The sequence below is a fragment of the Streptomyces sp. SudanB52_2052 genome (assembly GCF_964272415.1).
Taxonomy (GTDB): domain Bacteria; phylum Actinomycetota; class Actinomycetes; order Streptomycetales; family Streptomycetaceae; genus Streptomyces; species Streptomyces olindensis.
The window spans coordinates 1,378,292-1,400,419 of sequence record NZ_OZ186796.1 but is presented as its reverse complement, the minus strand read 5'-3'; the positions used below and the strand labels follow the sequence as shown (position 1 = coordinate 1,400,419).

Sequence of the window (22,128 nt, the reverse complement as noted above, 5' to 3'; positions counted from 1 at the left end):
GGGGGCGCCTGCAGAGCGAACCCGCCGGGCTCTCAGCCCGCGACCAGCTCCCGCACCTGCCGGGGAGCCGGGGCCTTCTCGACCCGCGAGGTCCGGTACAGCCACAGCACGTCCCGCCCGAACGACCACACCAGCAGGCCCAGCGCCAGGGCCGCGACCCCGAAGTTGGCCGCGTACGGCAGCAGATCGGCGCCCGCCAGCAGCAACAGCACGCCCTGGAGCGCCGCGACCGTCTTGCGGGCGGTGCTCGGCGGAAGCGCGGCGGTCAGCCAGGGCCAGACGCGGGCGGCGGCGACGAAGACGTACCGCATGCCGCCGATCAGCAGCACCCACAGGCCCAGTTGCATGGACACGTACACGCTGAGCACCAGGATCAGGAACGCGTCGACCTCCATGTCGAAGCGCGCGCCCAGCGGGGTCGAGGTGCCGGTACGGCGGGCGACCTTGCCGTCGACGCCGTCGAGGATCAGCGCCACCGCCGTCAGTCCGACGAACAGCGACACCGGCGGAGAACTCTGGAAGGAGTCCGCGACGAGCGCGGTGACCCCGCCGACGAGGGTGGCCCGGCCCAGGGTGACCCGGTTCGCCGCGCCGAAGGAGCGCAGCCGGGAGCGGTGCAGGGCCCGGGAGAGCACCGCCCAGGTGGCGAACGCGAACGCGAGGCCGGTCAGCCAGCCCGCCGGGCCCATGCCGATCGCCGTGCCGATCAGGGCCAGCAGCAGAACCTGCACACCCGCCCCCAGGGCGGTCTCCTGCTGTACGAGCCTCGCGTCGTAAGTGTTGTTCAGGGCCACCGAACACCCTCCGGCCGTGTGACAGAGTCGATCAACGCCGCTACCTTGTGCGCGGCCTGTGCACCCCTCGGTACGCAAGCAGCTTCCCGATCGTTCAGGAGGACTTCGATGAAGCACACCGGACGCGCGTTCTGGATCGACTCGCCTGGGCGAGGCGCGATCCGGGACGTCGCCCTGCCGGAACCCGGCGAGGGCGACGTGCTGGTGCGCACGCTGTTCTCCGGCGTGAGCCGCGGCACCGAGACGCTCGTCTTCCGCGGCGGCGTGCCGGCCAGCCAGCACACGGCCATGCGGGCGCCGTTCCAGGAGGGCGACTTCCCGGGCCCGGTGAAGTACGGCTACCTCAACGTCGGAGTGGTGGAGCAGGGGCCCGAGACGCTCGCCGGGCGTACGGTGTTCTGCCTGTATCCGCACCAGACCCGGTACGTCGTCCCGGCGAGCGCCGTGACGCCCGTCCCGGACACCGTGCCCGCCGAACGGGCCGTGCTCGCCGGGACCGTGGAGACCGCCGTCAACGCCCTGTGGGACGCCGCGCCCCTGGTCGGCGACCGGATCGCCGTGGTCGGCGGCGGCATGGTCGGGTGCTCGGTCGCCGCCCTGCTCGCCCGGTTCCCCGGCGTACGCGTACAGTTGGTCGACGCCGACCCGTCCCGCGCGAAGACCGCCGAGGCGCTCGGCGTCGGCTTCGCCACCCCGTCGGACGCCGACGGCGACTGCGACCTCGTGGTCCACGCCAGCGCCACCGAGCAGGGCCTCGCCCGGTCCCTGGAACTGCTCACCGCGGAGGGCACCGTCGTCGAACTGAGCTGGTACGGCGACCGGAAGGTGAGCCTCCCGCTCGGCGAGGCCTTCCACTCCCGGCGCCTGGTCATCCGCTCCAGCCAGGTCGGCACCGTCTCCCCGGCCCGCCCGAACCGGACCTACGCCGACCGGCTCGCCGTCGCCCTCGACCTGCTCGCCGACCCGGCGCTCGACGCCCTCGTCACCGGCGAGTCCGCCTTCGAGGACCTGCCCGACGTGCTGCCGGCACTCGCCTCGGGCGAGATCCCCGCCCTCTGTCACCGCGTCCGCTACGACGAGAGCGATTGACACATCGGCTGACGATTCGTTCCATCCGGTACGACATCGGCCACGACAAGAGCGCCTGACCTGAGAAAAGACGTACCCGACGCTGAACAGGGGAAGGCAGACAGCCGTACTACACGGCATCCCCGGCAGCCATGGCGGGGGAGCAGACGCGCCGCACCTGGAGGGTCGTCCGTTGTTCAGCATCACCGTCCGCGATCACATCATGATCGCCCACAGCTTCCGCGGCGAGGTCTTCGGCCCGGCGCAGCGCCTGCACGGCGCCACGTTCCTGGTGGACGCCACCTTCCGGCGTGAACAGCTGGACGAGGACAACATCGTCGTTGACATCGGGCTGGCCACCCAGGAACTCGGGGCCGTCGTCAGCGAGCTGAACTACCGCAACCTCGACAACGAGCCCGACTTCGCCGGTATCAACACCTCCACGGAGTTCCTCGCCAAGGTCATCGCCGACCGGCTCGCCGAGCGCATCCACAAGGGCGCGCTGGGCGAGGGCGCCAAGGGCATCGCCGGCCTCACCGTCACCCTGCACGAGTCGCACATCGCCTGGGCGAGTTACGAGCGTGCGCTGTGACCGACACGACCATCGAGCGGCCCGAGCAGACCGGCTCGGCACCGGCGCGGCTGAACTACGTCCCCGTGCAGCACACCGCCCTGAGAAACGCCGAGATCATCCCCATGTCCCTGCGCACCGTGCACTTCGTGCTGCCGGGCGGCGTCGACGACCCGGCGACGCCCAGCGGCGGCAACGCCTACGACCGGCGCGTGTGCCTGGACCTGCCCGGCTTCGGCTGGCAGGTGACCAAGCACGCCGTCGCCGGTGACTGGCCCCGGCCGTCGGCGGCCGCCCGCACGGAACTCGCCCGCGCCCTGGCCGGGTTGCCGGACGGCGCCGCCGTCCTGCTCGACGGGCTGGTGGCCTGCGGCGTCCCGGAGATCGTGGTGCCGGAGGCGGAACGGCTGCGCATGGCCGTGCTCGTCCACCTCCCGCTCGGCGACGAGACCGGGCTCGAACCGGCGGTCGCCGCCGAACTCGACGCCAGGGAGCGGGCGGTGCTGCGGGCCGTGCCCGCGGTGATCGCCACCAGCGACTGGGCGGTCCGCCGCCTGGTCGCCCACCACGGTCTGCCCCCGGAGCGCGTCCACGTCGCCGCCCCCGGCGCCGACATCGCGCCTCTCGCGCCCGGCACCGACGGTGTGTCGCGGCTGCTGTGCGTGGCCGCCGTGACCCCGCGCAAGGGCCAGCACCGGCTGGTGGAGGCGCTGGCCGCGGTGACCGACCTGCCGTGGAGCTGCGTGTGCGTCGGCGGCCTCACCCAGGACCCCGAGTACGTCGCCCATCTGCGGTCCCTGATCCGCGCGCACGGCCTGGAGGACCGGCTGGAGCTGGCGGGCCCGCGGTCCGGTGCCGCGCTCGACGCCACCTACGCCACCGCCGACCTGATGGTCCTCACCTCGTACGCCGAGACGTACGGCATGGCGGTGACCGAGGCGCTGGCCCGTGGCATCCCCGTGCTGGCCACGGACGTCGGCGGTGTCCCCGAGGCCGTCGGACGCGCCCCCGACGGCGGAGTGCCCGGGATCCTCGTCCCGCCGGAGAATCCCGCCGCCATCGCCGCCGAACTGCGCGGCTGGTTCGGCGAGGCCGACGTACGGCGCCGCCTCAAGGCCGCCGCCCGCGGCCGCCGTGCCGCCCTCGACGGGTGGGCGACGACCGCACAGAGCCTGGCGGCGGTACTGCGCCGGCTCCCGACCGAACCCCGGAGGGCCGCATGACGAACCCGGTGACGACCCAGCAGAGCGGCACGATCCCGGCCCAGCCCGGGCCGAGGCAGAAGACCGCCGAGTCGACGGACGGCGTGATTCCGGGCGCGGGCCCGGTCGGTTCGTCCGTGGCGGGGCAGGCCGTCGGCGCGGTCATCCCGGGCGCCGGACCCAGCGTCGGAACGGCCGCACCGCGGCCCACCGTGAAGCTGCGTGAGGCCGGGCCCGACGATCCGCCCCGCTACGCGCCCGAGTGGCTGGAGCTGCGGGAGCCCGCCGACGCCGCCGCGCGGGCGCACGACCTGCTCGACCCGCTGCGCATCCGGCTCGCCAACCTGCCGGGCAAGTCGGGCGGCGTCGTCATCCACGACCTGGGCTGCGGCACCGGCTCGATGGGCCGCTGGCTCGCCCCCCGCCTGGACGGCGCCCAGCACTGGGTCCTGCACGACCGCGACCCCTATCTGCTGCACTTCGCCGCCGTCTCCTCCCCGCGCTCCGCCGCCGACGGCAGCCGGGTCAGCGTGGAGACGCGCCGCGGTGACGTCGCCCGCCTCACCCCGGACGCCCTGCAGGGCGCCTCCCTGGTGACGGCCTCCGCCCTGCTGGACGTCCTCACCCGCGAGGAGCTCGACACCCTCGCCGCCGCCTGCGCCGGAGCCGGCTGTCCCGCCCTGCTGACGCTGTCCGTCGCCGGGCGCGTGGAGCTGACCCCGTCCCACCCGCTGGACGCGGAGATCGCCGAGGCGTTCAACGACCACCAGCGCCGCGACGGCCTGCTCGGCCCCGACGCGGTCACGGCGGCGGCCGAGGCGTTCTCCGAACAGGGCGCGACGGTACGGCTGCACCCGAGCCCCTGGCGGCTCGGCCCCGAGCAGGCCGCGCTGACCGAGCAGTGGCTGCGCGGCTGGGTCGGCGCCGCCGTCGAGCAACGCCCCGACCTGCGCGTCCCCGCCGAGGCCTACCTGGCCGACCGTCTGGCCGCCTGCGCCGCGGGCGAGTTGCGCGTCACCGTCCACCACACCGACCTCCTGGCCCTGTGCCGCCCGGTGGGCGGAGCGTCATGAGCCCGCAGGCGACGGGGACGGAGGCGGCCCCGCGGAGCGTGCTGACTCCGGTGCGCGAACGGCCGACGCCGGCCGGCGCACCGTGGGTGGCGGACGCCGGCACCCGGAGCCCGTTCGCGGAGTCCACCGCTCCGACAACGGCACCGGCGCAGGCGATGGCATCGACGTCGGTTTCGGCCACCGCACCGGCACCGGCACCGGCATCGGCCCCGGCGACCGGCAGCGGCTCGGGACATCCCACCGAGGCCACCGCCGTCGAAGGCCCCGCGACCGCCCCGGACGCCGACCGCACTCCGGCCGGCTCCCCGTCGCCCGGCCCCCTCCGGGCCGCCCTCGCCCGGCTCGGCTCCCGCCAGGTCCGAACGCACCTCGGGACCCTCGCCGGAGCAGCCATCGTCGGCGTGCTGTTCTGGCGGCTCGGCACCGGCGTCTTCCTGGACGGGCTGCGCCGGATCGACGCGGTGACGCTGCTGCTCGCACTCGGGATCGGGCTCGTCACCACGGTGTTCAGCGCGTGGCGCTGGGCCCTGGTGGCCCGGGGGCTGCGCATCCGGCTGCCGTTCGGGCCGGCCGTCGCCGACTACTACCGCGCGCTGTTCCTCAACGCGGCCCTGCCCGGCGGCGTCCTCGGCGACGTGCACCGGGCCGTGCGGCACGGGCAGAGCGAGGGGGACCTGCGGCGGGGCGTGAAGGCCGTCGTCCTCGAACGGACCGCCGGGCAGCTCGCGCTGTTCGCCGTCGGGGCCGTGGTCCTGCTGACCATGCCGTCGCCGGTGCTCTCCCAGGCCCGGCACATCGCCCCGCTCGCGGCCCTGGCCGCCCTCGGCGCCGTCGCCGTCGTCCTCGCCCTGCGCATGAACCGGGCGGCACCCTCCCCCCGGGGCCGGAAGCTGCGGGCGACCCTCGCCGAGGCGCGCGAAGGGCTGCTGTCCCGGCGCAACGGGCCCGGGGTGGTCGTCTCCTCCGTGGTCGTCCTGGCCGGTTACGTCGCCATGTTCGTCCTCGCCGCCCACGTCGCCGGAGCCGCCGCCTCCGTGGCCGTCCTGGTGCCGCTCGCGGTGCTCGCGCTGCTGGCGATGGGCCTGCCGCTGAACGTCGGCGGCTGGGGGCCCCGCGAGGGCGTCACCGCCTGGGCGTTCGGCGCCGCCGGCCTCGGCGCCGGCCGGGGACTCGCCGTCGCCGTCGTCTACGGGGTGCTCAGCCTCGTGGCGAGCCTGCCCGGCCTGATCGTGCTCGTCGCCCGCTGGTACGCGGGCCTGCGCGCCGGGCCCCGGGCCGCCGCTCCGGCCCCTGGACCCGGCACCGCGCCGGAAGGTGACTACCCGTCGGAGGTCAGCAACGAGAAATACGCCCCGAAGGAATCCGCCAGGCTCGCCAGGAGTTCCTTCCCCTTTTCCGCCGAACCCAGCGAAGCACGGCCGATGACACCCGAATCGGTATAGCCGGACATGCCGAGGGTGAGCAGATGACGCCGGTCGTCAGCGACGAAATCAGAAGTCTCATAACCGGGTCGGAGCATTTCGGGATGAGCGTGCAGAAGGATGGAGGTTTCTATTTCCCCCGCATGCATGTCGGTGAGCAGCGAGGTGACCACACCCGCCCGTTCCCGCGCCGCCTCCCAGTCCTCCGGGGCCGGGAAGAGCGCCATCCGCTCACCGCGGGCGGAGGACTCCTGAACGACATTGCCCAGCACGTAGTTCCCGCCGTGCCCGTTGACCACCACCAGGGCGTCGACCCCGGACCGGCGGAGCGAATCCGCTATGTCCCGTACCACCGCATGAAGGGTCACCGAGGAGATGCTGACGGTCCCCGGCCAGGCCGCGTGCTCGTGCGAGCACGAGATCGTCACCGGAGGAAGGAGGTGCACCGGGTACGCGCCGGCGATCTCCCGCGCGACGGCACAGGCCACCAGCGTGTCGGTCGCCAGCGGAAGGAACGGACCGTGCTGCTCGAAGCTCCCCACGGGAAGCACCGCGACCTGCCGTGAGACACCGGCGCCTCGCGTCCGTATGTCTTCCGTGGTGTCCGCCGGTACCAGATCACTCATAACTCCACGGCCTTTCGTCTCTGCTTAGGAACTCGAGAATCATGACAGAAAAAATTGGTGTACTCGGCAAGAAGTCCCCGCAGCGGACCGGCGTGGAACGCGTCGTCAATGCCCCCTTGCCCACCGTGTACGGGAAATTCCAGGCGGTCGGCTACCTGGACCACGACCGCGGCGACGAACAGGTGGCCCTCGTCTACGGCGAGATCGGCACGGAGGACGTCCTCATCCGGCTGCACTCGGAGTGCCTGACCGGCGACGCCTTCGGCTCCCAGCACTGCGAGTGCGGCGACCAGCTCGACGCCGCCCTGCGCGCGGTCGTCGCCGAGGGCGCCGGTGTCGTCGTCTACCTCAGAGGGCATGAGGGCCGCGGCATCGGCCTGCTCGCCAAGCTGCGCGCGATGGCCCTGCAGGCGGAGGGCCTGGACACCGTCGAGGCCAACCTCGCCCTCGGCCTGCCGGTCGACGCCCGCGACTACGGCGTGGCCGCCCGCATCCTGGAGGACCTGGGCGTGAACTCCGTCCGCCTGATGTCCAACAACCCGCGCAAGCGCGAGGCCCTGGTGAACCACGGCATCCGGGTCGCCGAGCAGGTGCCGCTGCTGATACCGCCGTGCGAGAACAACATCACCTACCTGCGCACCAAGCGGGAGCGCCTCGACCACCACCTGCCCCACCTGGACGCGGTGGTCAGCTCCTCCTGAGGCGCCGGAGCCGCCTCGGCTGGTTCCGGTCCTCCCCGACGTGACCTGGGCGAATCCGTGCGCGACCCGTAGGCGGGCCGCGTACGCTTCGTGGACGTCCGCCCCTTGAGCGTCGGCCCTGAAGCGGCCGACGCCTCACGTCCGGAGGCCCACCTGGTATGACCGAGCTCCATCTGTGGCTGCGCCACGAGGCCCGAACGACCGAGCGACGCACGCCCGTCGTGCCCGACGACGCCCGGCGCCTCGTCGAGAACGGAGTGGAACTGACCGTCGAGGAGTCCCCGCAGCGGATCTTCCCGATCGAGGAGTACCAGGCGGCCGGCTGCCGCGTCGCCCCCGCAGGCTCCTGGGTGACGGCGCCGCCGGACGCCGTCGTGCTCGGCCTGAAGGAACTGCCCGATGAGCCCGTCGAACTGACGCACCGGCACATCTTCTTCGGCCACGCCTACAAGGGCCAGCCGGGAGCGGCCGGCCTGCTGCGCCGGTTCGCCGCCGGGGGCGGGGCGCTGTTCGACCTGGAGTACCTGGTCGACGACACCGGACGGCGCCTCGCCGCCTTCGGCTTCTGGGCCGGCTACCTGGGCGCGGCCCTGGCCGTCCTGCAGCACCGGGGCCGGCTGCGGGCGCCGCTCGTGCCCACCACCAAGGACGAACTGGACGAGACCCTCAAGCCCGCCGACACCGACGCCGACTTCACCGGCCTGGTCATCGGCGCCCTTGGACGCAGCGGCCGCGGCGCCCGGGTGGCCTTCGCCACCGCCGGTGCGGACCCGACCTGCTGGGACCTCGCCGAGACCCGCGACCTGGACCGCGCCGCCCTGCTGCGGCACGACGTGATGGTGAACGCGGTGCTCGCCACCAGCCCCGTCCCGCCCTTCCTGCGCGAGCAGGACCTCGACACCCCGGACCGCCGCCTGCGCACCCTGTGCGACGTGACCTGTGACGTCGGCTCGCCGCTCAACGTCCTCCCGGTGTACGACGAGACCACCACATGGGACGAGCCGGTGCGGCGACTGCGCGCGCAGCCGCCGCTCGACCTGATCGCCATCGACAACCTGCCCTCCCTGCTGCCCCTGGAGTCCAGCGCCGACTTCTCGGCCGCCCTGCTGCCCCACCTGCTCGACTTCGGCGTCGCCGGGGCGTGGGCGCGCTGCCTCGACCGGTTCCGCCAGGCGTCCCGTGAGCACGGTCCCGACGAGGGGGAGCCCCATGCCCACTGACCCGGTACCCGCGAGCGGCACGGTCCACTGGATCGGCGCCGGACTGTCCACCGGCAGCGGGCTGGCCGCGCTGTGCGACACCGCCGAGCGCGTCCGGCTCTGGCACCGCACCGAGAGCCGCGCCGCCGACGCCCTCGACCGGCTGTGCCTGGCCGGACGGGCCGAGCCCCGCGCCTACACGCTGTCCGCGCTCACCGCCGAACTGGCACCCGGCGACATCGTCGTGTCGATGCTGCCCGCACCGGAACACGCCCCGCTGCTCGCCGCGTGCGTACGGCTGGGCGCGCACTTCGCGTGCTCCAGCTATGTGTCTCAGGCGGTGCTGGAGCAGGTGCCCGCCGCCGAGAAGGCCGGGGTGGTCGTCCTCACCGAGTCCGGGCTCGACCCGGGCATCGACCACCTCTTCGCGCACGACCTCGTCGCCCGGGCCCGGGAGGCCGTCGGCGACGCCACGCCCGCCTCGTACACCCTCACTTCGTACTGCGGCGGCGTCCCCGCCGTCCCGAACGACTTCACCTACCGCTTCAGCTGGGCACCCGCGGGCGTCCTCAACGCCCTGCGCTCCCCGGCCCGTTACATCGACAACGGTGCCGAGACCGTCGCCGAACGCCCCTGGGAGGCGACCCGGCGGCATGTCGTCGACGGGGAGACCTTCGAGGTCTACCCCAACCGCGACAGCGTGCCGTTCGTCGCCCAGTACGGGCTGCCGGACGCCTGGACGCCGCGGACCTTCGTACGCGGCACCCTGCGCCTGGAGGGCTGGCTGCGCGCCTGGGACTCCGTCTTCGAGGAGCTGAAGACCGGCGACGACGCCCGGATCACGGCCCTGGCAGGTGAACTGGCCGCCACCTACCCGACCACGGACGACGACCGCGACCGGGTCGTGCTCGCCGTGTCCCTGGAGGTGCGGGCCGAGACGGGACCGACCTGGACGGGCGGCTACCTCCTCGACCTCGTGGGCGACGCCGAGGAGAGCGCGATGGCCCGCTGCGTCTCGCGCACACTCGCCCTGGGCGTCCGGCACGTCCTGGACGGCTCCCTGCCGGCGGGCCTGAACCGCGCCGCCGAGACGGCCGACCGGTCCGAGCGGTGGCTGCGTGAACTCGCCCGGGACGGAATCGAGTTCACGCTCCGCGTCGACCGGTGAGCGGCGTTCAGCCGACCAGGGACTCGTGGACCAGCCTCTTGAGGTCCTTGAAGACCGTGTGCGAGGTCCTGGGCCGCACCTGCGTCATGAACTGCACCGTCAGGTCGCGGCCCGGGTCGACCCAGAACGTCGTCGTCGCCACCCCGCTCCAGCCGTAGGCGCCGAGTCCGGACGGCGCCTGCGTGCGGGACGGGTCGATCACCACGGAGCAGTTGAGGCCGAAGCCGACGCCTTCGTTGCCGGGCTCGTCGTGGGCGGGACGGCTGCCGAAGGTCCGCAGATCGGCGCCGCCGGGCAGGTGGTTGCGGGTCATCAGGTCCACCGTTTCCGGGGCGAGCAGCCGGACGCCGTCCAACTCGCCCCGGCGGCGCAGCAGTTCCATGAAACGGTGGTAGTCGTTGGCGGAGCAGACCACGCCGCCGCTGCCCGACAGGAACCGAGGCCGGCCGTGCAGCGGCAGCCCCGGGATCGGCTCGATGCCGCCGCCGCCCTCCTTCTCCCCGTACATCTCGGACAGCCGGGGCGCCTGCTCGTCCGTGACGTGGAAACCCGCGTCGGTCATGCCGAGCGGCGTGAAGATCCGCTCGATGAAGAACGCGTCGAGCGGCTGTCCGGACACCACCTCGATCACCCGGCCCAGGACGTTGCTGGCGACCGAGTAGTTCCACTCGGTGCCCGGCTCGAACTGCAGCGGCAGGCTCGCGTAGACCTCGATGGTCTCGGCGAGGTCCGCGCCCGGCGGCACCGACGACTCCAGGCCGGCCGCGCGGTACAGGGCGTCGACGGGGTGGGTGTGGTAGAAGCCGAAGGTCAGACCCGAGGTGTGGGTCAGCAGGTGCCGGACGAGTATCGGGCCGGCGGCGGGGCGGGTCTGCACCTCGGACCCGGATCCGCTCACGTACACCCGCGGGTCGGCGAAGGCCGGCAGGTGGTCGGCGACCGGGTCGTCCAGGGACAGCCGGCCCTCCTCCACCAGCAGCAGCGCGGCGACCGCGGTGACCGGCTTCGTCATGGAGTAGACCCGCCACAGCGTGTCGGGCTCGACGGGCAGCCCGGCCGCGATGTCGCGCAGGCCGTGCGTGGTGAGGTGGGCGACGTGTCCGCCACGGGCGACGGAGACGAGAAAGCCCGGCAGCCGTCCCGCCTCGACCAGACCGGCGAAGTGCCGGTCCAGGCGGCCCAGCGCCTCCGGATCCAGCCCCGCCTCACCCGGATCCGCCTCTTGTCGCAGCAGTGCCATCGCTCTTCCTCCATCGCGCTCGTCGAGGTGAGATCCGGCATACCCCGCCCGGACCGCCTCCGACCCCATCCTCGTCCAGGAACCCTTCATGATCACGCAGGAACAGGTGAGCGAGTGTCATCGGCTCGGAGTCGCGCTTGATAGGCAAGTCATCACTTGCCTATCGTGGGGTCATGGCGGAGGATGTCTTCAAGGCCCTGGCCGACCCCACGCGTCGGCGCATCCTGGACGAGCTGGTGGAGCGGGACGGGCAGAGCCTGTTCGAGATCTGCACCCGGCTGGTGACCAAGCACGGTCTGGGGCTGTCCCGCCAGGCGATCAGCCAGCATCTGGCGGTACTGGAGTCGGCGGGTCTCGTCGTGACCCGGCGCGAGGGCCGCTACAAGTTCCACGACCTGAACACCGAGCCCCTCGAGCGCATCATGACCCGATGGCTCAGGCCCGACCGACCGGAGGACACCCCATGAGGATCCACATCACCAGCGTCTTCGTCGACGACCAGGAGAAGGCCCTGCGCTTCTACACGGACGTGCTGGGCTTCGTGAAGAAGCACGACATCCCCGTGGGCGCGGACCGGTGGCTGACGGTGGTCTCACCGGAGGACCCGGACGGCACGGAACTGCTGCTGGAGCCCTCCGGCCACCCCGCGGTCCAGCCCTACAAGACCGCCCTGGTCGAGGACGGCATCCCGGCGGCCTCCTTCGCCGTGGACGACGTCCCGGCGGAGTTCGAGCGTCTGCGCGGGCTCGGGGTGCGGTTCACCCAGGAGCCGCTGGAGATGGGCCCGGTCACCGCGGCCGTGCTGGACGACACATGCGGCAACCTGATCCAGATCGTGCACACGAAGGCCTAGGTGTGCTGCCCGGACAGGTTGGTGACGCGGCTGGCTGGGGTGTGGCCGCCGATTCCGGTGTGGGCGCGAACGCATCCGCGAGGCCCGCGCCAATGGCCGGCTCGGCCAGGTCGTGGGACTCCTGGCCGCAAGAACACCCCTGCCGACGGGCGCCCTCCAGCCGCTGACCGCGTCGAGGGTGAGACCACCGGAGCCGGTGGCGGTCGACGGGCCTGGTCCGCGGCCCGGAATCGCGGTTGTCGACCGGATCACTCCGTTACGGTCAGGCACTCGGCGAGCAGGTCGACGACGTCGTGCCAGGCTCGCTGCGCGTGCCGTGGGTGGTAGCCGACGCCGGGGACCGTGGGGTGGTCGACCGGCGGGTGGTGGAAGGCGTGCAAGGCGCCGCCGTAGACCGCGAGGCGCCAGTCGACGCCTGCGGCCTGCATCTCGGCGGTGAACGCGTTCCGTTGTGCGGGCGGCATGATCGGGTCTTCCGACCCGACGCCGGCCCACACCGGGCAGCGAATGCGCGCCGCCTCGCCCGGTCGGCCCGTGGTCAGCGCGTTGACCGTCCCGATCGCGCGCAGGTTGACGCCGTCGCGCCCGAGTTCCGGGCCGACGGCGCCTCCGGTGCCGTAGCCGATGACGGCGATCCGGTCCGGGTCGGTCCGCGGCTCGGCGCGCAACACGTCGAGCGCCGCATGACCGATGCCCCGCATCCGGTCGGGGTCGGCGAGCAGCGGCATGCAACGGGCCAGCATCTCCTCGGGGTCACCCACATAGCGCCCGCCGTGAAGGTCGAAGGCCAGGGCCACGTATCCCAGCTCGGCGAGAGCATCGGCCCGGCGGCGCTCGACGTCGCTGAGCCCCATGCCCTCTGGCCCGAGCAGCACCGCGGGCCGGCGATCGACACCGGCCGGCAGCGCGAGGTGCCCGATCATCGTCAGACCGTCGGCGGGGTACTCGACCGTGCGCGTTCTGATCGTCGTCATGCGACCGGACTGTGTGATCGTCGAGTCCGGTCGGGCCGCTGTTCTGCCGCTGGCAGATCAGCGCGGGTGTTCCTCTGAAATGCGGCGATGGCTCATGATCCGCCACAAACCCCGTCCCTCGCGGCAGCGGTTTCGGATCACCTGCCCGGCCACGGTGCTGGAGGTGGACCTGCTGGTTCTTCCGCCGGGGGCATACCGCCTTCGATCGCCACCGGGCGCACGCCCTCATAATCAACTCCGTCCGCTTCATTGACATCTCACTCAAAAGACCGGACCTTGGGAGCGCTCCCATAACAGCCTTGCAACTGGAAGGAGTCCCCCCACATGCGCAAAAAGAGTCCGTTAACCGGGCGCTCACGGGCGTCCCTCCGTCGGCCTCTCCAGGCGCTCGTCATGCTGTTCGCCGTGGTCGTCGGCGCCGTCGCCTGGTCGACCCCCGCCCAGGCTCACGGCACTGTCGTCGGTCCCGCCACCCGCGCGTACCAGTGCTGGAAGACGTGGGGCAACAACCACACGAACCCGGCCATGCAGACCCAAGACCCCATGTGTTGGCAGGCCTTCCAGGCCAACCCCGACACCATGTGGAACTGGATGAGCGCGCTCCGCGACGGCCTCGGAGGCCAGTTCCAGGCACGGACCCCCGACGGGACACTCTGCAGCAACAACCTCTCGAGGAACGCCAGCCTGGACAAGCCCGGACCGTGGAAGACCACCACCGTCGGCAACAACTTCTCGGTCCACCTGTACGACCAGGCGTCCCACGGTGCCGACTACTTCAAGGTCTACGTGAGCAAACAGGGCTTCAACCCCAAGACCCAGACCCTGGGCTGGAGCAACCTCGACTTCATCACGCAGACCGGCCGCTTCGCCCCGGCACAGAACATCACGTTCCCCGTCCAGACCTCCGGCTACACCGGACACCACATCCTGTTCGTGATCTGGCAGGCCTCGCACCTCGACCAGGCCTACATGTGGTGCAGCGACGTGAACTTCGGCTGAGCCGCAAAGCACCGCACACGGCACCGGCCCCGGCCGGGCGCCGGTAACCCGCCGCCCGGCCGACCGAGCCCCGCCGGGGAAGGGGCCCCTGTGGTCACCCTGCCCCGACGGGGCTTCCTGCGTTCCCCGCCTGGAGGAGCACGGGGGCAAGCGGCTGTTCAACAGCTGAGTACCGCCCAGGGCCTGTGCGACCAGCCCCACGTCCCCCGCACCCGACGGCAACGATGATCAGACCGTCACCTTGTCCGGCCGGACGGCACTCCCGGCAGCGCGTTCGCCCAGTGCCTCGGTGGGCACCCTGTGGGTCTCCCGCGCCGACACCGCCGCCACCACCGGCGGGACGCACAACGCCGCGGTGAACAGCGCCACCGCCGACCAGTCGTCCCCGCCCGGCCCCGCGATCCGCGCCGCGAACGTCACCGCGAACCCGGCCGCCGCGAACCCGATCTGCGTGCCGATGGCCACGCCGGACAGCCGCACCCGGGTCGCGAACATCTCGCCGTAGAAGGCGGGCCACACCCCGTTCGCGGCGCTGTAGACGACCCCGAAGCAGAGGACGCCGGTCAGGAAGGTCAGCGGGTAGGAGCCCGTGGAGACCGCCCACAGGTACAGGAACATCGTCACCGCGCTGCCGGCCGCGCCGATCAGGAACACCGGGCGGCGGCCGATCCGGTCGGACAGCGTGGCCCACAGCGGGATCGCGGCCAGTGCGACCACATTGGCCAGGGCGCCCACCCACAGCATCGCCGTGCGCGACATGCCGACCGCGTCGCTCGTGGCGTACGCCAGCGCCCACACCGTGAAGATCGTGCTGACCGAGGCGATGAGCGCGCCCGCGATCACCCGCAGCACGTCCGCCCAGTGCTCGCGCAGCAGCACCAGGAGCGGCAGTTTCACGACGCCCTCCGCGGCGGCCTGCTGGGCGAAGGCCGGAGTCTCGTCCAGCTTGCGCCGGATGACGTAACCGGCGACCGCGACCGCGACGCTCAGCCAGAACGGCACCCGCCAGCCCCAGGACAGCAACTGCTCCTCGGGCAGCGCGGCGACCGGGATGAAGACCAGCGTGGCCAGCAGCTGCCCGCCCTGCGTGCCGCTCAGCGTGAAGCTGGTGAAGAAGCCGCGCCGGTCCGGTGGCGCGTGTTCCAGCGTCATGGAGTTGGCGCTGGCCTGCTCGCCCGCCGCCGAGATGCCCTGCAGCACCCGGCAGAGCACCAGCAGGACCGGGGCGAGCGTGCCGACCTGCTCCCGGGTCGGCAGACAGCCGATGAGGAACGTCGACAGGCCCATCAGCATCAGCGTGAAGACCATGATCTTCTTGCGGCCGAGCCGGTCGCCGAAGTGGCCGAGGACCAGCGCGCCGACCGGGCGGGCGGCGTAGGCGACGCCGAACGTGGCCAGCGACAGCAGGGTGGCCGTGGCCGGGTCGGACTCGTCGAAGAAGACCTCGGGGAAGATCAGCGCGGCGGCGCTGCCGTAGATGAAGAAGTCGTAGTACTCCAGGGCGCTGCCGATCCACGCGGCGGTGGCGGCTTTCCTGGGCTGGCCGGGAGGGGCGGCGGCCCCTTCGGGCATGGCGGGGACGGACACGGCGGCTCCTTAGGGGGCTCCACCCTAGGCGGAGCGGGGCGAGGTGAGCAGAGGGGGCGTGCCGGATCGCGGCTAATTAACCCACTGGGTAGTTAGTAGGGGATGGCCAGTGATGCTGCGCCCGTGTGTCGCCGGTGTCAAGGGGTCGTGCGCCGGGCGTTCAGTCCGCCGCGCGCTCCGCCGTCAGGTACGCGATCACCATGTCGCCCAGCATGGTGCGGTAGTGCGCGCGCTGCGCCGGGTCGAGCAGGTCGCGGCCGAACAGGGCGCCGAAGGTGTGCCGGTTGGAGACCCGGAAGAAGCAGAACGAGGAGATCATCGCGTGCAGGTCGACGGCGTCGACGTCGGCCGTGAACAGGCCGGACTCCTGGCCCGACGCCAGGATGCGGCGGATGACGTCCAGGGCCGGGGAGCCGATCTTGCCGAGCTTCTCGGAGCCGGCGATGTGGTGCGCCTCGTGGATGTTCTCGATGCTGACCAGGCGGATGAAGTCCGGGTGCTGCTCGTGGTGGTCGAAGGTCAGCTCGGCCAGGCGCCGGATGGCCGCCACGGGGTCGAGGTGGTCGACGTCGAGCTGCTGCTCGGCCCGGCGGATCACGCCGTACGCCCGCTCCAGCACGGCCGTGAACAGCTGCTCCTTGCCGCCGAAGTAGTAGTAGATCATCCGCTTGGTGGTGCGGGTGCGGGCGGCGATCTCGTCCACCCGGGCCCCGTCGTACCCGGCCCGGGCGAACTCCTGCGTGGCGACATCGAGGATCTCGGCCCGGGTGCGGGCGGCGTCACGGATGCGCTCGCCTGGGCGTGCCGGTTCTTCGACGCTGGTCATCAGGTTCCTTCGGGCGGAGGGTCCGGTGCCGGTGATTGTAGAAGCAGGGGCCGGTGCTCCCACGGGGTGTTCCCGAGGTCACGCTCGGCTGATATAACTAACGTACTGGTTCGTACATTGCTGAGCCGCTCGGGAGGCGCGCGTGCCCAAGGACTCCTATCTCGTCGGACTGATCGGTTCCGGCATCGGTCCGTCGCTCAGCCCGGCGCTGCACGAGAGAGAGGCCGACCGCCAGGGGCTGCGCCTGCTGTACCGGCTCATCGACATCGACACCCTCGGTGTGCCGCCCGAAGCGGTGGGCGATCTGCTGCGGGCCGCCCGCGACCTGGGCTTCGACGGGCTCAACATCACGCACCCGTGCAAGCAGCTGGTCCTGGAGCACCTGGACGCCCTCGCCCCGCAGGCGGAGGCGCTGGGCGCGGTCAACACGGTCGTCTTCGAGGACGGCCGGGCCGTCGGCCACAACACGGACGTCACCGGCTTCGCCGCGTCCTTCGCCCGTGGGCTGCCCGACGCGCCGCTGGAAGGGGTCGTGCAGCTGGGCGCCGGCGGCGCGGGCGCGGCCGTCGCGCACGCCCTGCTCACCCTCGGCGCCGGACGGGTCACCGTCGTCGACGCGCTGCCCGAGCGGGCCGCCGCGCTCGCCGACTCCCTGAACCGCACCTTCGGCCAGGGCCGCGCGGCCGCCGCGCCCCCCGACCGGCAGGCCGACCTGCTCGCACACGCCGACGGCATCGTCCACGCCACGCCCACCGGCATGGCCGCCCACCCCGGCCTGCCCCTGCCCGCCGAACTGCTGCACCCCGGGCTGTGGGTCGCCGAGGTGGTCTACCGCCCGCTGGAGACCGAACTGCTGCGCACCGCCCGCGCGCTGGGCTGCGCCACGCTCGACGGCGGCGGCATGGCCGCCTTCCAGGCCGCCGACGCGTTCCGCCTGTTCACCGGGCGGGAACCCGACGCCCCGCGCATGCTGGCGGACCTGACCCGGCTGGCCGAAGCCGTGGGCGCACCCCGCTAGCCCTCAGAAGGGACACCGACGTTGCGTACGTCCATCGCCACCGTCTCCCTCAGCGGATCCCTCACCGAGAAACTCGACGCCGCCGCCCGGGCCGGCTTCGACGGGGTGGAGATCTTCGAGAACGACCTGCTGGCCAGCCCCCTCACCCCCGAGGACATCCGCGCCCGCTGTGCCGACCTCGGCCTCGGCATCGACCTCTACCAGCCGATGCGGGACATCGAGGCCGTCCCCGAGGCCGAGTTCGCCCGGAACCTGCGACGCGCCCGGCACAAGTTCGAGCTGATGCGCAGGCTCGGCGCCGACACGGTCCTCGTCTGCTCCAGCGTCTCCCCGCACGCGGTGGACGACGACGCCCTCGCCGCCGAGCAGCTCAGCCGACTCGCCGACGCGGCACGCGAGTCCGGCGTGCGGGTGGCCTACGAGGCACTCGCGTGGGGACGGCACGTCAGCACGTACGACCACGCCTGGCGCATCGTCGAGACGGCCGGGCACCCGGCGCTCGGCACCTGCCTGGACAGCTTCCACATCCTCTCGCGCGGCTCGGACCCCAAGGGCATCGAGGACATCCCCGGCGAGAAGATCTTCTTCCTCCAGCTCGCGGACGCCCCGCTGCTCGCCATGGACGTCCTGCAGTGGAGCCGCCACTACCGCTGCTTCCCCGGCCAGGGCGGCTTCGACGTCACCGGCCTGGTGCGGCACGTGCTGCGCACCGGCTATGACGGGCCGCTCTCCCTGGAGGTCTTCAACGACGTCTTCCGGCAGGCCGAGGCCGGTCCGACCGCCGTCGACGCCCGGCGCTCCCTGCTGGTCCTCCAGGAGGCGGTGGGCCGCGCCGCCCTGCCCGAGCCCGTCGTCCCCACCGGCGTGGCCTTCGCCGAGCTGGTCACGCCCGACGCGGAACCCCTCGCCGCGCTGCTCGGCGCCCTGGGGTTCACCCGCACCGCACGGCACCGCGGCAAACCCGTCGCCCTGTGGGAGCAAGGGGACGCCCGGATCCTCGTCAACACCGGCCCGGCCGTCCGCCGCGACGGCGCCCAGCTCGCCGCGATCGGGCTGGAGTCACCGGACCCGGCCGGAGCGGCCCGGCGCGCCGAGGCCCTGCTCGCGCCGGTCCTGCCGCGTCGCCGGGCACCCGAGGACGCGCCGCTCGACGCCGTCGCCGCCCCCGACGGCACGGAACTCTTCTTCTGTGCCACCGGCCGCCCGGGTCTGCCCGACTGGCGTGCCGACTTCGAGGACACCGGCCGGCCCGCCACCGGCGCGGGCATCCGGGGGATCGACCACCTCGCCCTCACCCAGCCCTGGCACCACTTCGACGAGGCGGCCCTCTTCCACCGCGGCGTGCTCGGCCTGCACGCCCAGGAGAGCGTGGACGTCGCCGACCCCTACGGCCTGCTGCGCAGCCGCGCCGTCACCGACGCCGACGGCGGTGTGCGGATCGCCCTCACGGTCGGCGCCGCGCCCACCGACGACACCGTCCACGCCCAGCACATCGCCCTCGCCACCGACGACGTGGTCGCCGCGGCCCGCCGCTTCCGCGAGGCCGGCGGCAGCCTGCTGCCGGTCCCCGCGAACTACTACGACGACCTCGCCGCCCGCTTCGAGTTCGCCGACGGCGAGCTGGAGACGTACCGCGAGCTCGGCATCCTGTATGACCGGGACGCCCACGGCGTCTTCCGCCACTGCTACACGCGCACGATCGGCCGTGTCTTCTTCGAACTGGCCCAGCGCGACGACGGCTACCGCGGCTACGGCGCCCCGAACGCCCCGGTGCGGCTGGCGGCGCAGCACGCGGTACGGGCGCTCACTGGCGGCTGACGGTCCGGGTGATGCCGGTGACGACCGTCGTGGCGAGGATCCAGCCGGTGAGCACCAGGGCGTAGGAGAGCCACTGGTAGCCGCCGGTCGGCGCGAACGCGCCCTCCTGGCCGAAGGAGATCACCGGCAGGAGCAGGTCGAGGGTGTAGAACACCGGGTTGAACTGCGGGGCCTCGGCCGGCTTCAGCGGCTCGGGGTGGTGCACGGCGTAGGCGAGGGAGCCGATCAGCAGCAGCGACACCAGCCAGCCCGCGGCGCGCAGGGGGCGGAAGCCGTAGCCGACGGTGGCGTCCTGGACGTGGCCCCACAGCCGGCCGTACCAGGGCAGGGTGCCGCGGCGGCGGCGCTGCTTGGCGAGCTGGACGAGACGGGCGGCGTCGTCGTCGCCGATCCGGCGGTAGGCCGCGGTCAACTGCTCGTAGGCGTGCGGGACATAGCCCTCGCGGTCGCGCTCCAGCATCACCAGGCGCTGCTCGGCGGGTTCGTGCGGGGTGAGGGAGGTGTAGACGAGGCTGTCGAGCAGGACCTCGTCGGGGACCGACTCCGTTTCCAGGAACAGCACGTCCAGCTGGGCGCGGCGCAGGTTGAGGGCGTCGGACATGGGCGGGCTCTGCCGCAGCCAGAGTTCCCCGACGGTGCAGCTGCTGGCCCGCAGCGCCGTGCCACCGGGGTTCGCCAGGCGGGCGCGGGAGAGGTCCAGACGGCCCGCGATCCGGGCGCCGCGCAGGCCGATCCAGCCGCGCACGTCCGCGTCGCGCAGCAGGACGTCACCCTCCACCGTGAGGGTGACCGCGTCGAGAGCGGGCTCACCGGCACCGGCGTCCAGCCGCGCCCCGCCGAGGTCGATGGTGCCGGCGGTCGACGCGCCCGTCAGGCGCACCTCACCACGCGTCCGCAGACCCGGCGCCGACACGCCGTCGCCGACGGTCACCTGGTTGAGCTGGAGCGCGGGCTGACCGGCGGGCGGTTCGCCGATGTCGGCCCGGTCCAGGAACAGCGCCCCGGCTATCTGCGCCCCGCCGAGCCGCACGGGCCCCTCGAACCGGCAGTCCGACATGCGCAGCACGCCGTCCACACGCAGGGTGGCGGCGTCCAGCCCGGGCAGGACGGAGTCGCGCAGGTTCAGTTGGCGCAGCCGCGCCCCGTACAGGACGGGGACCTCCTCGAAGCGGCAGTCGCTGAGGCGCACGGCGTGGTCGACCTCCGCGTACTTGAGGTCCAGGACGCCCGTGATCCGAGCCCCCGCCACGCGCAGGGCGGCCGTCTCCCCGTCCTCCTGCGGGGCGCTCAGCAGCAGGGCCCGGAGCACGCCCGCCCGGATGCTGCGCTCGGGTCCCCAGTCCGCGCCCCGTGCCGGGCCCTCGTCGGACGGTGTCCGGAAGTCCACGTCCGCCCCGCGCGGAAAGGCGCGCCACACCCGCTCCTCGGCGGGCGTCATGTCGTCGATCTGCATCGACGGGGACTCTGACGGGCCCGGCCGGAGGTGTCAACTCACCTCCGGCCGGGCCGGGTTCACGCCCGGGTGTTCCACTCCGCGATCACCGGCCGGCCGTGCTCGGTCGACAGCCGGCAGACCGTGCCCGTCTCCAGCCGGAACAGCTGACCCTGCGCGGGCGGCAGGCCCAGCCGGCGGGCCGTCAGGACGCGCAGGAAGTGGCCGTGCGCCACCAGCACCACATCGCCGTCGGGCAGCGCCTCGGCCACCCGGGACAGCACCCGGTCGGCACGCTCGCCGACCTCCTCGGGGGACTCGCCCGGCGCGCCGTCGGGACCGGCCGGGCCCCCGTCGGTCCACAGGTCCCAGTCGGGGCGGCCGCGGTGTATCTCGTCGGTGGTGATGCCCTCGTAGGCGCCGTAGTACCACTCGTGCAGGTCCGGGTCCGCCAGGGCCCCCGTCAGGCCCGCCAGTTCGGCGGTGCGCACCGCGCGGCCGAGCGGGCTGGTGAGGACCAGCGCGAAGGAACGGCCCGCCAGGAGCGGGGCCAGCGACTTCGCCTGTTCCTCGCCGTGCCGGGTGAGGGGCAGGTCGGTGAAGCTGGTGTGCTGTCCGCTCCGGCTCCACTCCGTCTCGCCGTGGCGGACCAGCAGCAGGTCGCCCACGGTGCTACGCCTTCTTCGCGGACTCGACGGCGTGGCCGCCGAACTGGTTGCGCAGCGCCGCGATCATCTTCATCTGCGGCGAGTCGTCCTGCCGGGAGGCGAACCGGGAGAACAGGGAGGCCGTGATCGCGGGCAGCGGCACCGAGTTGTCGATGGCCGCCTCCACGGTCCAGCGTCCCTCGCCGGAGTCCTGGGCGTAGCCGCGCAGGCCCTCCAGGTGCTCGTCCTCGTCGAGCGCGTTGACGGCGAGGTCCAGCAGCCACGAGCGGATGACGGTGCCCTCCTGCCAGGAGCGGAACACCTCGCGGACGTTGTCCACCGAGTCCACGGCCTCCAGCAGCTCCCAGCCCTCGGCGTAGGCCTGCATCATCGCGTACTCGATGCCGTTGTGGACCATCTTGGCGAAGTGCCCGGCGCCGACCCGGCCCGCGTGGACGAAGCCGTACGGGCCCTCCGGCTTGAGCGCGTCGAAGATCGGCCGCAGCCGGTCGACGGTCTCCTTCTCGCCGCCGACCATCAGGGCGTAGCCGTTCTTCAGGCCCCACACGCCGCCCGAGACGCCCGCGTCGACGAAGCCGATGCCGCGCTTGCTCAGCTCCTCGGCGTGCTTCTCGTCGTCCGTCCAGCGGGAGTTGCCGCCGTCGACGACCGTGTCGTACGGCTTGAGGAGGTCCGCCAAACGGTCGATGACGTGCTGGGTGGGGTCGCCGGCCGGAACCATGACCCAGACCGTGCGGGGCGCCTCCAGCTCGTTGACCAGGTCGGCGAGGCTGGCGACGTCCGACTTCTCGGGGTCGGTGTCGTAGCCGACGACGGTGTGGCCGGCGTTGCGCAGGCGCTCGCGCATGTTGCCGCCCATCTTGCCGAGACCCACAAGACCGATCTGCATG

The 22,128-nt window shown here is 72.7% G+C and carries 21 protein-coding genes and 1 pseudogene; 13 read left to right on the top strand and 9 right to left on the bottom strand.

Translation table 11 applies throughout. From position 1 onward, the window contains the following. Positions 1-32: 32 nt before the first annotated feature. A complete protein-coding gene (locus ACSUPV_RS06165) occupies positions 33-794 on the bottom strand; it encodes a CDP-alcohol phosphatidyltransferase family protein (RefSeq protein ID WP_031118544.1) in 762 nt (253 codons plus the stop codon). Between the two features lie 108 nt (positions 795-902). Between ACSUPV_RS06165 and ACSUPV_RS06160 the strand changes: the two genes are divergently transcribed. From ACSUPV_RS06160 to ACSUPV_RS06140, 5 genes and pseudogenes are all read left to right on the top strand, one after another. Beyond that, positions 903-1,883, top strand: a complete 981-nt coding sequence (locus ACSUPV_RS06160; RefSeq protein ID WP_382610348.1) for a zinc-dependent alcohol dehydrogenase — start codon at positions 903-905, stop codon at positions 1,881-1,883. 172 nt (positions 1,884-2,055) lie between these two features. Next, a complete protein-coding gene (locus tag ACSUPV_RS06155; protein WP_031118546.1) occupies positions 2,056-2,454 on the top strand; it encodes a 6-pyruvoyl trahydropterin synthase family protein in 399 nt (132 codons plus the stop codon). After that, positions 2,451-3,656, top strand: a complete 1,206-nt coding sequence (locus ACSUPV_RS06150; protein ID WP_436947080.1) for a glycosyltransferase family 4 protein — start codon at positions 2,451-2,453, stop codon at positions 3,654-3,656. The genes ACSUPV_RS06155 and ACSUPV_RS06150 overlap by 4 nt, the downstream gene beginning before the upstream one ends. Next, positions 3,653-4,708, top strand: coding sequence for a class I SAM-dependent methyltransferase (locus tag ACSUPV_RS06145; RefSeq protein ID WP_436947079.1), 1,056 nt, complete (start codon positions 3,653-3,655; stop codon positions 4,706-4,708). The genes ACSUPV_RS06150 and ACSUPV_RS06145 overlap by 4 nt, the downstream gene beginning before the upstream one ends. Further along, positions 4,705-5,871: pseudogene (locus tag ACSUPV_RS06140) on the top strand (lysylphosphatidylglycerol synthase transmembrane domain-containing protein); the annotation flags it as partial. The gene ACSUPV_RS06145 and the pseudogene ACSUPV_RS06140, both read left to right, overlap by 4 nt. Positions 5,872-6,026: 155 nt before the next feature. Here the strand turns inward: ACSUPV_RS06140 and ACSUPV_RS06135 are convergent. Next, the gene (locus tag ACSUPV_RS06135; protein WP_114256432.1) at positions 6,027-6,755 is read right to left on the bottom strand and encodes a creatininase family protein; all 729 of its coding nucleotides are present in this window, start codon (positions 6,753-6,755) and stop codon (positions 6,027-6,029) included. 41 nt (positions 6,756-6,796) lie between these two features. Between ACSUPV_RS06135 and ribA the strand changes: the two genes are divergently transcribed. The 3 genes from ribA (at position 6,797) to ACSUPV_RS06120 (ending at position 9,823) form a co-directional block, all read left to right on the top strand. Beyond that, the gene (ribA, locus tag ACSUPV_RS06130) at positions 6,797-7,456 is read left to right on the top strand and encodes a GTP cyclohydrolase II (protein WP_031118551.1); all 660 of its coding nucleotides are present in this window, start codon (positions 6,797-6,799) and stop codon (positions 7,454-7,456) included. Positions 7,457-7,614: 158 nt separating this feature from the next. Further along, on the top strand, positions 7,615-8,676 hold the full coding sequence (locus ACSUPV_RS06125) for a saccharopine dehydrogenase (protein ID WP_436947078.1): 1,062 nt from the start codon (positions 7,615-7,617) through the stop codon (positions 8,674-8,676). Continuing rightward, complete coding sequence (locus tag ACSUPV_RS06120) at positions 8,666-9,823, top strand: saccharopine dehydrogenase family protein (RefSeq protein ID WP_031118553.1); 1,158 nt, start codon at positions 8,666-8,668, stop codon at positions 9,821-9,823. The genes ACSUPV_RS06125 and ACSUPV_RS06120 overlap by 11 nt, the downstream gene beginning before the upstream one ends. 7 nt (positions 9,824-9,830) lie before the next feature. Here the strand turns inward: ACSUPV_RS06120 and ACSUPV_RS06115 are convergent, their stop codons facing one another. Further along, complete coding sequence (locus tag ACSUPV_RS06115) at positions 9,831-11,063, bottom strand: serine hydrolase domain-containing protein (RefSeq protein ID WP_436947077.1); 1,233 nt, start codon at positions 11,061-11,063, stop codon at positions 9,831-9,833. 173 nt (positions 11,064-11,236) lie between these two features. Between ACSUPV_RS06115 and ACSUPV_RS06110 the strand changes: the two genes are divergently transcribed. Next, complete coding sequence (locus ACSUPV_RS06110) at positions 11,237-11,530, top strand: ArsR/SmtB family transcription factor (RefSeq protein WP_031118555.1); 294 nt, start codon at positions 11,237-11,239, stop codon at positions 11,528-11,530. Further along, a complete protein-coding gene (locus ACSUPV_RS06105) occupies positions 11,527-11,916 on the top strand; it encodes a VOC family protein (RefSeq protein ID WP_436947076.1) in 390 nt (129 codons plus the stop codon). Before ACSUPV_RS06110 ends, ACSUPV_RS06105 begins: the two co-directional genes overlap by 4 nt. Before the next feature lie 248 nt (positions 11,917-12,164). Here the strand turns inward: ACSUPV_RS06105 and ACSUPV_RS06100 are convergent, their stop codons facing one another. Further along, a complete protein-coding gene (locus ACSUPV_RS06100; RefSeq protein WP_436947075.1) occupies positions 12,165-12,890 on the bottom strand; it encodes a dienelactone hydrolase family protein in 726 nt (241 codons plus the stop codon). A gap of 393 nt (positions 12,891-13,283) precedes the next feature. Between ACSUPV_RS06100 and ACSUPV_RS06095 the strand changes: the two genes are divergently transcribed. Continuing rightward, positions 13,284-13,889 carry a lytic polysaccharide monooxygenase auxiliary activity family 9 protein gene (locus tag ACSUPV_RS06095; RefSeq protein ID WP_031118558.1) on the top strand — a complete coding sequence of 202 codons (606 nt, stop codon included), beginning with the start codon at positions 13,284-13,286 and terminating at the stop codon, positions 13,887-13,889. A gap of 228 nt (positions 13,890-14,117) precedes the next feature. Here the strand turns inward: ACSUPV_RS06095 and ACSUPV_RS06090 are convergent, their stop codons facing one another. Next, a complete protein-coding gene (locus ACSUPV_RS06090; RefSeq protein ID WP_436947074.1) occupies positions 14,118-15,476 on the bottom strand; it encodes an MFS transporter in 1,359 nt (452 codons plus the stop codon). Between the two features lie 160 nt (positions 15,477-15,636). Beyond that, a complete protein-coding gene (locus tag ACSUPV_RS06085) occupies positions 15,637-16,302 on the bottom strand; it encodes a TetR/AcrR family transcriptional regulator (RefSeq protein WP_031118560.1) in 666 nt (221 codons plus the stop codon). 142 nt (positions 16,303-16,444) lie between these two features. On the opposite strand from ACSUPV_RS06085, the gene ACSUPV_RS06080 reads away from it, so the two are divergent. Beyond that, on the top strand, positions 16,445-17,320 hold the full coding sequence (locus tag ACSUPV_RS06080; protein ID WP_382610324.1) for a shikimate dehydrogenase: 876 nt from the start codon (positions 16,445-16,447) through the stop codon (positions 17,318-17,320). 21 nt (positions 17,321-17,341) lie between these two features. Continuing rightward, on the top strand, positions 17,342-19,138 hold the full coding sequence (locus tag ACSUPV_RS06075) for a bifunctional sugar phosphate isomerase/epimerase/4-hydroxyphenylpyruvate dioxygenase family protein (RefSeq protein WP_436947073.1): 1,797 nt from the start codon (positions 17,342-17,344) through the stop codon (positions 19,136-19,138). Here the strand turns inward: ACSUPV_RS06075 and ACSUPV_RS06070 are convergent. The 3 genes from ACSUPV_RS06070 to gnd are packed head-to-tail and all read right to left on the bottom strand — an operon-like array spanning position 19,125 to position 22,127. After that, complete coding sequence (locus ACSUPV_RS06070; RefSeq protein WP_037769472.1) at positions 19,125-20,591, bottom strand: hypothetical protein; 1,467 nt, start codon at positions 20,589-20,591, stop codon at positions 19,125-19,127. The genes ACSUPV_RS06075 and ACSUPV_RS06070 overlap by 14 nt on opposite strands. A 59-nt stretch (positions 20,592-20,650) precedes the next feature. Next, a complete protein-coding gene (locus ACSUPV_RS06065) occupies positions 20,651-21,238 on the bottom strand; it encodes a histidine phosphatase family protein (protein ID WP_037769469.1) in 588 nt (195 codons plus the stop codon). Positions 21,239-21,242: 4 nt separating this feature from the next. Further along, positions 21,243-22,127, bottom strand: a complete 885-nt coding sequence (gene gnd / locus ACSUPV_RS06060) for a phosphogluconate dehydrogenase (NAD(+)-dependent, decarboxylating) (protein ID WP_037769467.1) — start codon at positions 22,125-22,127, stop codon at positions 21,243-21,245. Position 22,128 lies beyond the last annotated feature (1 nt).